The sequence below is a fragment of the Porticoccus sp. genome, from assembly GCA_023261185.1.
Taxonomy (GTDB): domain Bacteria; phylum Pseudomonadota; class Gammaproteobacteria; order Pseudomonadales; family Porticoccaceae; genus Porticoccus; species Porticoccus litoralis.
In genome coordinates, this window is record JALRJN010000103.1 from 20,237 (window position 1) to 32,894 (window position 12,658).

General features: G+C 52.5%; 13 protein-coding genes and 1 pseudogene. All 14 read right to left on the minus strand.

Annotated elements, in window-relative coordinates:
• Nucleotides 1-4 precede the first annotated feature (4 nt).
• The gene (rnhB, locus tag ACYZYZ_RS09850) at nucleotides 5-607 is read right to left on the minus strand and encodes a ribonuclease HII (RefSeq protein WP_305169004.1); all 603 of its coding nucleotides are present in this window, start codon (nucleotides 605-607) and stop codon (nucleotides 5-7) included.
• Nucleotides 604-1,755, minus strand: a complete 1,152-nt coding sequence (gene lpxB, locus ACYZYZ_RS09855; protein ID WP_461484147.1) for a lipid-A-disaccharide synthase — start codon at nucleotides 1,753-1,755, stop codon at nucleotides 604-606. The genes rnhB and lpxB overlap by 4 nt, the downstream gene beginning before the upstream one ends.
• A gap of 9 nt (nucleotides 1,756-1,764) precedes the next feature.
• Nucleotides 1,765-2,541 carry an acyl-ACP--UDP-N-acetylglucosamine O-acyltransferase gene (gene lpxA / locus ACYZYZ_RS09860; protein ID WP_305169006.1) on the minus strand — a complete coding sequence of 259 codons (777 nt, stop codon included), beginning with the start codon at nucleotides 2,539-2,541 and terminating at the stop codon, nucleotides 1,765-1,767.
• A gap of 4 nt (nucleotides 2,542-2,545) precedes the next feature.
• A complete protein-coding gene (fabZ, locus tag ACYZYZ_RS09865) occupies nucleotides 2,546-2,983 on the minus strand; it encodes a 3-hydroxyacyl-ACP dehydratase FabZ (protein WP_305169704.1) in 438 nt (145 codons plus the stop codon).
• Between the two features lie 34 nt (nucleotides 2,984-3,017).
• On the minus strand, nucleotides 3,018-4,034 hold the full coding sequence (gene lpxD / locus ACYZYZ_RS09870; protein ID WP_461484148.1) for a UDP-3-O-(3-hydroxymyristoyl)glucosamine N-acyltransferase: 1,017 nt from the start codon (nucleotides 4,032-4,034) through the stop codon (nucleotides 3,018-3,020).
• Nucleotides 4,035-4,055: 21 nt separating this feature from the next.
• A complete protein-coding gene (locus ACYZYZ_RS09875; protein ID WP_305169008.1) occupies nucleotides 4,056-4,586 on the minus strand; it encodes an OmpH/Skp family outer membrane protein in 531 nt (176 codons plus the stop codon).
• Between the two features lie 31 nt (nucleotides 4,587-4,617).
• Complete coding sequence (bamA, locus tag ACYZYZ_RS09880; RefSeq protein ID WP_461484149.1) at nucleotides 4,618-6,945, minus strand: outer membrane protein assembly factor BamA; 2,328 nt, start codon at nucleotides 6,943-6,945, stop codon at nucleotides 4,618-4,620.
• Nucleotides 6,946-6,984: 39 nt separating this feature from the next.
• Complete coding sequence (gene rseP, locus ACYZYZ_RS09885) at nucleotides 6,985-8,340, minus strand: RIP metalloprotease RseP (RefSeq protein ID WP_461484150.1); 1,356 nt, start codon at nucleotides 8,338-8,340, stop codon at nucleotides 6,985-6,987.
• A complete protein-coding gene (ispC, locus tag ACYZYZ_RS09890) occupies nucleotides 8,340-9,524 on the minus strand; it encodes a 1-deoxy-D-xylulose-5-phosphate reductoisomerase (RefSeq protein WP_461484151.1) in 1,185 nt (394 codons plus the stop codon). The genes rseP and ispC overlap by 1 nt, the downstream gene beginning before the upstream one ends.
• Nucleotides 9,525-9,526: 2 nt before the next feature.
• A complete protein-coding gene (locus tag ACYZYZ_RS09895) occupies nucleotides 9,527-10,369 on the minus strand; it encodes a phosphatidate cytidylyltransferase (RefSeq protein WP_305169012.1) in 843 nt (280 codons plus the stop codon).
• Nucleotides 10,362-11,114: a polyprenyl diphosphate synthase gene (gene uppS / locus ACYZYZ_RS09900; protein WP_461484152.1), complete on the minus strand. Its 753-nt coding sequence runs from the start codon at nucleotides 11,112-11,114 to the stop codon at nucleotides 10,362-10,364. The genes ACYZYZ_RS09895 and uppS overlap by 8 nt, the downstream gene beginning before the upstream one ends.
• 24 nt (nucleotides 11,115-11,138) lie before the next feature.
• Entirely contained in the window at nucleotides 11,139-11,696 is a 558-nt protein-coding gene (gene frr / locus ACYZYZ_RS09905; protein ID WP_305169014.1) for a ribosome recycling factor, read from the minus strand.
• On the minus strand, nucleotides 11,689-12,426 hold the full coding sequence (pyrH, locus tag ACYZYZ_RS09910; RefSeq protein ID WP_305169015.1) for a UMP kinase: 738 nt from the start codon (nucleotides 12,424-12,426) through the stop codon (nucleotides 11,689-11,691). The genes frr and pyrH overlap by 8 nt, the downstream gene beginning before the upstream one ends.
• A 71-nt stretch (nucleotides 12,427-12,497) precedes the next feature.
• Nucleotides 12,498-12,658: pseudogene (locus ACYZYZ_RS09915) on the minus strand (translation elongation factor Ts); the annotation flags it as partial.

Consider the following 12,658-nt stretch of genomic DNA (forward strand, 5'->3'; position numbering starts at 1 on the left):
ACTGCTAACGGGAAGTATCAGCCAACATACTTTTGACAGGCTCGAAGGAACGGCGGTGGATAGCACAGGGGCCATGGCGCTCTAATGCTGCCCGATGCTGCTTGGTGCCATAGCCTTTGTGTGCCGAAAACCCATATTCGGGATATAACTCGTCAAACTGGCACATTTCACTGTCACGGCACACCTTGGCCAGAATGGATGCGGCACTGATTGCCGGGACCAAAGCATCGCCCTTGATCACGGTTTCGCCCGTGTATTGCCATTTCGGCATGCGATTGCCGTCAACGGCCACGTATTCCGGAGCCACAGCCAACCCCTCGACAGCTCTAGCCATCGCAATCATGGTGGCTTGCAGGATATTGTGTGTATCGATCTCCTCAACGCTAGCTCTGGCAATATGCCAATAGAGAGCTTTTTCCTTAATCTCTTCGCTCAGTGCCTGCCGACGTATTTCGGAGAGTTTTTTTGAGTCAGCCAAACCAGAAATCGGACGTGATGGGTCGAGAATGACGGCTGCTGTTACCACATCGCCGGCGAGCGGGCCGCGACCTACCTCGTCGACACCCGCCAGAAGTACACCTTCATAAGACAGAGCGTAAGATTTCATGCCAGCGGTGACTCCAGCAGGTCACTAAGCGCTTTCGCAGCAGCCTCGCTTCCTCCATGGCATAGGGACTCATGGAGCTCAGTAAAGCGTTGCTTCAGAAAGTGCGCGCGTTTTTGATTCTGGAACAGAGCTGTGACTTCATCGCTCAAATGCTCCACAGTGGCCTGGTCCTGCAACAGCTCCGGCACGAGAGATTCTTTTGCGAGCAAGTTGGGCAATGATACCCAGTCGACTTTCAGCATGCGTGATATCAGCGCGTACGTCCATTTACCAATGCGATAACTGACCACCATGGGCTTTTTGAACAGCATGGCTTCCAGCGCCGAGGTGCCAGAGGAAAGTAAAACCACGTCGGCAGCACACATGGCCACGTGGGACTGACCATTCAACAGATGACAGGGTAGCTCGGGGTAAAGCATCAGAATGTCTTTCAGCTGCGCCAGCCGTTCATCGCTGGCTGCCGGGATCAGCACCTGCAAGTCAGGTATCTGCTGCTTGCAAACAACGGCTGTATCCAGAAACAACCTGGCCAGAAACTCCACTTCCGAGGCTCGACTACCAGGCATCAAAGTCAGCACCTGGGCCCCTTCATCAATGCCCAACTGCTTTCTGGCTGCTTTGGTATCCGGTTGCAGAGGGATGTCGTCGGCCAAGGGGTGTCCCACACAGGCAACGGGCACACCGTGTTGGCGGTAGAAATCCGCCTCAAATGGAAACAGCGTAATCATCAGGTCAACGGCCTGGGCAATTTTTTTAATTCGCCCCTGACGCCAGGCCCAGACCGAGGGACTCACGTAGTGGGCTGTCCTGACCCCCTGCCTGCGAAGTTTAAGCTCCAGCCCCAAATTAAAGTCGGGAGAATCAATACCGATCACCAAGGAAAACTTCTGCTTGAGGAAGTGTTGGTAGAGGGCTCTGCGTATACCCAGCAGCTCAGGCAAGCGCTTTAACGGTTCCACCAGCCCCATCACTGACAGGCGATCCATAGGAAACAGGCTGTGGAAGCCCTCTGACTGCATTTTTGGGCCGCCAATGCCTTCAAACAGCGCATCGGTATACCGAGTACGCAGAGCCTTAACCAATCCGGCACCAAGCTGATCGCCCGAGGACTCCCCAGCGATAATGCCTATTCGAATGGGTGTAGACATTTAAAGCACTTAACGCTGCAAACCACGTTTTGATGCACGCACAGAGTCCACCAGCACTTGAACGACTGGCTGCTCTGCAGCAAGAGCCTGGATTTGCTCGAGAGCTTCCTCCAGAGGCAAACCCTGGCGGTAAATTATTTTGTAGGCTTTTTTGATGGCGGCAATCTGGTCTTTGTCAAAGCCCCGACGACGAAGCCCTTCGCTGTTTATTGTCTTGGGAACCGTAGGTGTTCCAGCCGCCATAACATACGCGGGGATATCCTGGGTCAGGTATGCACCAGCCCCGATAAAACTGTGGGCGCCAACAGACACAAACTGGTGAATAAGCGCGTAGCCGGAAATAATTGCCCAGTCGCCCACATGAACATGCCCGGCCAGAGAGGCATTGTTGACCAGGATGCAGTTGTTGCCGACAACACTGTCATGACCAATGTGGACATACGCCATCAGCAGGTTGTCACTGCCAATGGATGTCAGCCCTTGATCTTGAACGGTACCGCGGTGAATGGTGACACCCTCACGAATGGTATTGCTGTCACCAATAATCAGGCGAGTCGGTTCGCCTTTGTACTTGAGGTCTGGGGTATCTTCACCGATCGTGGAAAACTGGAAGATCCGGTTATTCTTGCCAATATCGGTAAGCGCCCTGACCACAACGTGTGAGTGAATGACGGTTCCATCACCGATTTTCACATCCGGTCCGATCAGGGTCCACGGACCGATGACGACGTCATCGCCAATGACAGCGCTGGGGTCAATAATTGCTCTGGGATCGATCTGAGACATGCAATCAGGAAGTTTTCAAAGCACAGAGAATGGTCGCTTCGCAGGCCAGCTCACCCTCAACCGTTGCGCGGCATTTGAAGCGCCAGATAGTTCGTTTCACAGAGTCGATCTCCGCCTCAAGCATCAGGCGATCACCGGGAATGACCTGCTTTTTGAAGCGCACACCATCTACGCCTGCAAACAAATACAGTGCATTTTCATCAGCAAATTTGTTTTCCGTGACAAAGCCGAGAATGCCCGCGGCCTGTGCCATCGCCTCGATAATCATGACACCCGGAAATATCGGGGTATTGGGAAAATGGCCATTAAAAACATCTTCGTTGGAGGTGATGTTTTTGTAAGCGAGAATCCGTTTACCCTCTTCCAGCTCAACCACCCGGTCGACCAATAAAAAGGGGTAACGATGCGGCAAGCGCTGTTTTATCTCATTAATATCCATCAGCTTTTCTCAAATCTCAGCAAAGTTAGAAAACCCGTCAAGGCAGTTTTTTTTCTAATTCCCTGATGCGGTTAGCCAACTGATCCAGTTGGTTAAAACGAACAGCACTTTTTTTCCAATCCCTGAACTTGCTAAACATGGTGCCGGAAGAATAGGCGCCCGGCTCCTTCAGTGATTTTGTGATGACGGCAGCCGCTGTCAAATGGACTCCGTCGCAGAGTGTCACATGTCCGACTGAGCCGGACCTGGCAGCAAAAATACAATTCTTGCCAACCACCGTACTACCCGCCACACCTGCGTAACAGGCCATGGCGGTATTTTCTCCAATCTGGACGTTATGCGCGACTTGCACATGATTATCCAGAATCACCCCATCTTCGATAATGGTGTTTCCAAGTGCACCCCGATCAATGGTGGTACAAGCTCCGATTTCCACATGATTCCCGATGACAACTGACCCAAGTTGGTGAATCTTGACCCAACGACCCTGGTTTGGCGCAAAGCCGAAACCATCCGCACCGATAACCGCACCACTATGAATGGTCACGTGGCTGCCAATCTGCACAGCATGGTAAATACTGACATTGGCAGCTATCCGGCAGTCGCTACCGATGACCGAATCATCACCCACATGGGTTCCAGAGCCTATGCGGGTATTCGCACCAACTCTAACTCCTTCACCAATCACGGCAAAGGGACCAACCGAAGCGCTGGGATCAACGTTGGCGGATTCAGCAATCACTGCCTGTGGGTGGATGCCGACTTCAGGCAATGGAGCATCATCGAACAGAGCCGTGGCCAGTGCATACCCAAGATACGGGTTGGCCATAATGAGCGCATTTCCGCTGTAATCTTCTGCCGCGTCAGAATCCAGAATGACTGCCGCTGCGGCTGTGCTGTCCAGGTAGTGCCGGTAAGCAGGGTTAGCGAGAAAGCTTAACTCCTGCGAACAAGCTTCACGCAATGTGTTGAGCCCCTCCACACGCGCAGTGGTGTCACCACGTACCTCCGCGCCGATCTTATCAGCGATTTCTGCCAGTGAAAAACCGGACACGGCTATCTACCTGAATATAGCTTATTGTGTTTTCTTGTTGAGACGATCAGTCAACTTTGCAGTGACGTCAAGGCTTGGCGCTGCAGTGACGACAGCTTCCGAGCTCAACAACAGAACGATACCTTCTTCTTCAATCAGCTCCTGCAGAGCTTCTCCCGCTTTGGGGCGAAGCTCCTGAACAATACTGTTTTGCAGGGCTTGCTGATCACCTTGAATTTTACGAGTGATCAGCTCCAGATCTGCACGGAGATATTCCATCTTCTTCTGAGCATCGGCCACCTGCTCTTGAGACCAAGTCATTCCCTGGGTATCGATTTCCTTTTTTAGTGCCTTCATTTCTGACACGGTAGACTCATACTTGCCCTGCAGAGTCGCAAACTCAGACTCGCCTTTCTTCTGTTTCATTCTGGCCTTGGCCACCTCAGTGCCAAAAATGGCCTTACCGAAATCCACCACTGCAATATTGCCGCCCGCTGACTGGCCCTCTGCAGCAAACAAGGAAGAGGTGAAACCCACAACCACGGCCATTACCAAAATCTTTGCTATACGCACACTAGCTCTCCGTTGAAATTAACTGATGTTCTTAAAATGTTTGTCCCAAGGAAAACTGGAACACTTCCTTCTCATCTTCCCCACCCGGATTTAACGGGAACGCCAGACTGGCAGTAATGGGACCAAAACCGCTGATCCAGGTTCCGCCAATACCCAGGGAGTAGCGTAAATCACCGAGATCGGGCTCCTGACAGAAATCGTCATCCTTGTCACCACAATCAGTGTCAAAAACATTACCCGCATCAAGGAAAGCCGCGGCCTGGATACTACGCTGGTCTTTAATAAATGGCACCGGGAATAGAACTTCCACACTACCTACGACAAGCATGTTACCCCCAAATGGGTCATCATCATTGTCGAAGGGGTTATCGGGATCCGGCGTTTCACGGGGCCCAAGAGTATTCTTCTTATAGCCGCGGACAGATCCCCAGCCTCCACCAAAGTAGTTTTTGAAAAACGGCAGGCGATCCCCTGAACCATAACTGTCACCGTAGCCCAAGTCCGTGCGCATACGTAGCGTCAGACTCTCTGACAGGGGACGAAAGTACTGGCCGGCATAGGAGGTTTTGTAATATTCAAGGTCGCTGCCAGGAACTGAAAATTCGACCGCTACCCGGTGCGAAATACCCGCAGTGCTCAAGTTGGCACGGTTGAGTGTGGAATAGCCCCAGTTGAAACTGGTGGTAAAGGTGGTGAAGTCTTCGCCATTCTCATCGATAAATTCCAGAATTTCCTCTGAGGGGAAAGACCCAGGCTTCAGCTCCAGAACCTCCAGCCCCAGGCCAAAACCGATACTGGAGACATCCGAGATCGGGTATGAGAATGTTAGTGACCCACCCATACTGTCCGTGCTGTAGTTGGAAACGTTTACCTCTTCGTAGTCTGTCTCACGCATAAACACGGAAAACCCCGCGCCAATACCGTCACGGGTGAAATAGGGGTTGCTGGCACTGAAACCATAGTTGGTGGTGTAGGCACTCTGATTAAGGTTGATTGACACATTGTTACCAGTACCCAAGAAGTTTCTCTCGGAAATATTGGCACCCAGTACCAGACCATAGGTCTGGGCAAAACCGACACTCGCACCAATACTTCCTGAGGGCTGCTCTTCAACCGTGTAGATCACATCCACCTGGTCATTGGTACCGGGAACTTGTTGAGTATCCACCTGCACCTCTTTGAAATACCCCAGGCGGTTAAGGCGTACTTTTGAGTGCTCGATCTTAGCAGTCGAGGCCGACGCCCCTTCCATCTGGCGCATTTCCCGTCTTAACACTTCATCCATGGTTTTGGTATTACCGCGAAACTCAATGCGGCGAACATAAGCGCGCTTACCTGGGTTGACGAAGAAGGTCACTTTGGCCGTTTTGTTGTCTTCATTGACCTCCGGGATTCCTTTGACTTCAGCAAAGGTATACCCCTCATTGCCCAGGCGATCCTTGATTATTTCTGAAGTGTTGGTCATCTCCAGTTGGGAAAAGGTCTGTTCCTTTTTCAGGCGTACCAGGCTTCTGATTTCCCCTTCAGAAATCACCAGATCACCCGCCAGAGCGATTTCGTCTACGGTATAAACGTCCCCCTCATTCAGGTTGACCGTCACAAATACCGACTGCCTATCAGGGCTGATGGCCACCTGCGTGGTTTCAATGGAAAACTTCAGGTACCCACGATTCAGATAAAAAGACTCAATACGCTCCAGGTCGCCTGACAGCTTCTCCTTGGAATATTTATCATCGTTGAAAACCCAGGACAGGATATTGCTAGTCTTCAGTTCAAAGAGGGAAAGTATTTCATCGGCATCGAAGGCCCGGGCACCCACCACATTGATGTGCTTGATGGACGCCACTTCACCTTCATCCACCTTAATATGAACCCCAACGCGATTACGTGGCAGCTCTTCAATATCGGCAGTCACTGTGGCCCCATAGCGTCCCTGGCCAACATACTGGCGCTCCAGCTCTCTGGACATACCCTCCAGCACCGCCTGACGGAAAATCTGCCCTTCCGCCAAACCATTGTCCCGGAGCGCTTTCAGCAAATCTTCTTCTGGAATCGCTTTGTTACCCGACAGCTTGATCTCTGCCATTGCCGGCCGCTCCTTCACGGTGACAATCAGAATGCCACCATCGCGGGAGATGCGAATATCATCAAAATAGCCAGTTCGAAACAGTGACCGGGTGGCCCGTCGTACGGTATTTTCATCAATCAGATCGCCAACGCCCAGGGGCATGGAGGCAAATACAGTGCCTGATGAGACCCGTTGAAGGCCATCGATACGAATATCCTCGACCTGAAACACTTCCGCGCGAACAGCTAAAGCGAACAAACAAAGGGAGAGCAACAGATAAAAGCGTTTCATGAAGACCGGAATTCTCTTGATTCTTGTTCGTTTTAACAGCTACAGCCGCATTAGGTCATTGTATAGGGCAAGCAACATCAGCCCAATCACCAAAAACATGCCCACCCGAAAGCCCATCATCTGGATTTTCTCGGGAACCGGTGAGCCTTTTACTGCTTCGATGATGTAATACATCAGATGACCCCCATCCAGAACCGGGATGGGCAGCAAATTCAATACACCCAAGCTGACACTCAAAAAAGCCAAAAAGCCGAGATAAGCGGTCAGACCATATTGGGCAGAAGCGCCCGCCACTTTAGCAATGGTGATGGGTCCACTCAAGTGTTTTGCGGAAATCAGTCCCATCAACATCTTTTTGAGTGAGTCGAGGATTAATACCGAGGTATTCCAGGTTTGCTCCACCCCTCTGCCGAAGGCTTCTAACAGGCTGTAATTCGTTTTCCGAACCAAGTGATCTGGCCATTCGGGGATACGCACGCTCATGCCGACTTGACCAATTTCCGTACCGTCTTCAGCCGCCGTCGCTTTGGGAACAACCGTTGTTTCAAAGCGCTGCTCTCCCCTCTGTACCTGCAACAGAATTTCCTCCCCGGGGCGGGCTCGCACGTAAGCAACCCAGGCTGACCAGTCTGGCATGGCTTCGCCACCGGCGCTGATCACCTGATCACCTGACTGTAAACCAGCAAGATCCGCAGGATCACCCGGCACCACTTCATCTGCCACAGGTAATATCTGTGGCGTGTAGAGCACGATACCAAGACTAGAAACGGGGTCGGGTTCATCCGCCCTGGACAGCCACTCCTGAAGCTCCCCTTCATAATCAGAGGGGAGAGAATCGCCGGGCTGTTTCACGGTGAAAGTGATCTTGCCGGTCTCGCCTATGCGCCCCACCAGTTTTTCATTCAATGCCTGCCAGGTAGGTGTCGACCGGCCATCGACAGCGATGATTTCCTGACCGGCTTGTAATCCCGCCGATTCAGCAACAGAGCCAGGTGAAACGCCACTGATAACAGGAGCAATCCCAGTCACGCCCACGGCGTAAACGATCCAGTATATAAGTACGGCAAGAATAAAATTGGCTATTGGGCCCGCAGCCACCACCGCCATCCGCTGCCAGACGGGTTTACGGGTAAACGCATATGGCAGGTCGCTCTCAGCTACATCCCCCTCGCGCTCATCCACCATGCGCACATAGCCGCCCAGCGGTAGGGCTGCCACGACAAATTCTGTGCCCAGCTTGTCCTTCCAACGCAAAAGCGGACTTCCAAATCCGACGGAAAAGCGCAGAACTTTAATACCACAGCGCCGAGCAACCCAAAAATGGCCGAATTCATGGAAAGTTACCAAAACACCTAGTGCTAGCAGGGTAAAAAAAATCGTCTGAATCAGTTCCATCAATGTTTTCCGGATCGCTCTCTAATGATGTCTCTCGCGGCCTGCCTGGCCGCCAGATCGCATGCTTGGACCACATCCAGAGACGCGGGTTCAGGCAGCTCAGCGTGCTGAAGCACTTCTTCAACAACTTGAGCAATCCCAGTAAATTCAAGCTCACCTGCCAGAAAGGCCTCAACAGCCACTTCGTTGGCCGCATTGAGTACTGCAGGCCCGCTGGCACCGATCCTGGCAGCGTCCATAGCCAACCTCAAACAGGGAAATCGCTCCAGATCGGGAGCTTCAAAATCCAGCCGCGCGGTTTGAATCATGTCCAGACTTGCGACCCCGGAAAAAATTCTCTCCGGCCACGCAAGGGCGTGAGCAATTGGTGTTCTCATGTCCGGATTACCCAGCTGGGCCAAAATGGAGCCGTCGATATACTCCACCATGGAATGAATCACACTCTGAGGATGGATAACCACTTCAATATCGTCCGGAGTCAGGCCAAACAACCAGCAGGCCTCAATCAACTCAAGCCCCTTGTTCATCATGGTTGCCGAATCAACAGAAATTTTTGTGCCCATCTGCCAGTTTGGGTGTGCACAGGCCTGCTCAGGTGTCATCGCCGACAGTTCTGCGAGGGGAGTTTGCCGGAATGGACCACCAGATGCTGTCAACAGAACTTTCTTCACACCCATGCGAGTGTGCGTCTGATAACCCTCGGGCAGGCACTGAAAGATCGCGTTGTGTTCACTGTCGATAGGCAACAGGGTAGCACCGGCCTGGTGAACGGCATCCATGAACAAGTCGCCAGCCATGACCAACGCTTCTTTATTCGCCAGCAATACTTTTTTTCCCGCTTCTGCAGCAGCAATCGTCGGTCGCAATCCAACGGCACCGACAATGGCAGCCATCACCATATCCACCTCGGGATGACTGGCCACCTGACAAAGTCCCTCTTCACCAAAAAGCACTTCTGTATCAGGACTGACTGTTTGCAGCTGCTCTGCCAGCACAAGGGATGACGGCTTATCCGCCACGACCGCATATCGAGGTTTAAAAGTCTCACAAAGAGATGCCAGCTTTGCTATCTGGGTGTGGGCTGTCAGTGCAAAAACGGAGAATCGCTCGGGATGCCGTGACACCACATCGAGGGTACTGTCACCAATGGAGCCTGTCGCACCTAATACCGTCAGATACTGCATGATTAAAACTGTATACCACTGGAGAGAAAAATCAGGGTAAACAGCGGCAGCGCCGCTGTGATGCTATCCACGCGATCCAGCACGCCACCGTGACCCGGAAGAATCTTGCCACTATCTTTAACACCCCTGTGACGCTTGACCATACTCTCCAGTAAATCCCCCAGTACAGATGCAAGGGTTGTCACCATAACGATGGCAAACAGAATCAGCCAATCCTGAGAGGACAATTCGAACCAAAGCCCAAGAACCACCACCAATAGCACATTCGCCAAAACGCCCCCCAAAAGCCCCTCGAGGGTTTTTTTCGGGCTAACGTTGAATGCCAGACTATGACGACCAAATTTGCGGCCAGAGAAAAAGGCGCCAATATCTGCAAGAGCAACAATCATCACCACCAGCAGAATCAACCAGGGACCGTGTTCACTGTAGCTCAAGAGCACAACAGCGACCCATGTTGGCACCAGCACAAAAGCACCCATGATAGCCCGCACGGGTTTATGTCCCCATAACAGCGCACTTGATGGGTAACCCTGCACCCACAGCAGCGCCAACGCCCACCAGGGGGTCATCGCCACCAGCAGACTATGGCCCACTGACAATCCGGGAGGCGCATCCACTCTCAGCCCCATCTGATAGGCTGCAGCAGCCAGCAAGACTGCCATTAACATTACGTATACGATCCGCCATGCCGGCGATTCCAGCCCGGCCAAATCCGACCATTCCCAGGCGGCATAAACCACCACAACGGCCACCATCAAGGAGAAACCCAAGGGGCTGAGCAGAAACAGCGCTGCCAGAAACAGTGCCGCCAACACTAATGCCGTTATTACCCGCTGCTTAAGCATGCTTGCTTGCCTCGGCACCGGTATCCCTCATACCGAATCGACGTTGACGCTGTTTGTAGTTATCAATCGCCAGATCAAAAGCCGCCCCATCGAAGTCCGGCCAATAGCAATCGGCAAAATACAGCTCTGAATACGCTAAATGCCACAGCAGGAAGTTACTGATACGCTGCTCACCTGCCGTACGAATACAAAGATCTGGAGGAGGCAGATCAACCAGGGACATTTGCTGCTCCAGTCGTTGTTCGGTGATGCCCTCCGGACGCAGACGCCCCAGCTGTACCTGACGAGCCAGTTTGCGGGCAGCTTCGGTAATTTCCCATCGGCCACCATAATCCACTGCCAGAACCAGTGTTCGCGAGCCGCCTGCAGTGGCCCGCTCGCTGTCATGCAGGAGCTTCCTGAGCTTGTCACTGAAATTGTCGCGACGACCGATAAATTTGAGACGGACACCCCGTTCGAGCAACTGTGGGACTTCTTTGCGCAAATAGCTGCCTAAAAGGGACATTAAGGCTTTGACTTCCAGCTCAGGGCGCTGCCAGTTTTCGCTGCTGAACGCAAACAGGGTCACAACATCAATATTGTGGCGCTGGCAACCATCGAGCACATCACGTACCCGCTCGACTCCGACCTCGTGACCCACGGTGCCTGATAGACCCCGTTCAGCGGCCCAACGGTTATTGCCATCCATAATGATCGCCACATGGCGCAATGGATGAGCAGACGGTTCACCGGCTTTTTGACTCATGCTGTTCAGTTCCGGCCAGCGGAATCAGATTTCCATCAAGTCTACTTCTTTCACCGACAGCAACTGGTCGACCTGTTGAATGTACTTGTCAGTAATTTTCTGAATGTTGTCCTGAGCCTTGCGCTCATCATCTTCACTGATTTCCTTTTCCTTCAGCAGTTCTTTGACATCCGACAGTACATCGCGGCGAATATTGCGAATGGCGATGCGGGCATTTTCCGCCTCGGTCTTGGCCTGCTTGATAAATCCCTTTCTGGTTTCCTCGGTGAGCGGGGGCATCGGCACCCGAATTAACTCCCCAGTGGTTACCGGGTTAAGGCCCAGGTCCGATTTCATGATCGCCTTTTCCACCTCCGGTACGAGATTCTTCTCCCACACAGAAATAGACAGGGTACGGGCGTCCAGCACATTGACATTACCCACCTGGTTCAGGGGAGTGTCGACGCCATAATAAGAGACGGTTACACCGTCCAGCAGGCTAGGGTGGGCTCGGCCAGTACGAATTTTGTTAAAAGCACCACCCAAAGACTCGACACTCTTGGTCATGCGCACTTCAGCATCTTTTTTCAGGTCTTCAATCATCAAAACTTTCCTCAATCAACGTCCCTTCATCGCCACCAACCACAATGCTAAGCAAGGCACCGGGTTTAGACATGCGGAATACCCGCAGCGGCATATCGTGCTCGCGACACAGACAAATGGCCGTGAGATCCATAACCCCGAGTTTTTGTTGTAGCGCATCATCGTAGGTGAGGCGTGTATACATGGTTGCGGAGGGGTCTTTCATCGGATCGGCAGAGTATACACCGTCCACCTTGGTCGCCTTCAAAACGATCTCGGCACCGATCTCAATACCCCGCAGGCAGGCAGCAGAGTCGGTAGTAAAGAATGGGTTGCCGGTTCCGGCAGAGAAAATAACAACATCACCACTGGCGAGATACCGAACGGCTGTTCTGCGATCATAATGCTCAACCACACCGCTCATGGGTATTGCCGACATGACTCTCGCAGAAATATTGTTGCGGTCCAGAGCATCACGCATGGCAAGGCCATTCATCATGGTTGCCAACATGCCCATGTGGTCACCGGTCACACGCTCCATACCAGCTTCATGCAACGCAGCACCGCGAAACAGATTGCCCCCACCTATGACAAGTCCCACCTGAACACCTATACCAACCAGCTGGCCGATCTCAAGCGCCATGCGGTCTAGGACCTTAGGGTCAATACCAAACCCCTCCTCGCCCATCAGTTCTTCACCGCTCAACTTGAGCAGAATACGCTTGTACTTCTTGTCTTTTGTACCAGGCATGCAGTGTGTTCTCCGCAAGGGGATTTAATCGGGCGTATATAATAACGGGGGCCGCAGCCCCCGTCTTCAGATCATTTGGCTGCGCCGACCTGAGCCGCCACCTCAGCGGCAAAATCCACTTCCTCTTTCTCGATACCCTCGCCCACTTCAAAGCGAACAAAGGCGGTAACAGAAGCACCAGCTGCCTTAACAAGCTTACCGACCGTTGTCTCTGGGTCTTTAACAAAGGCCT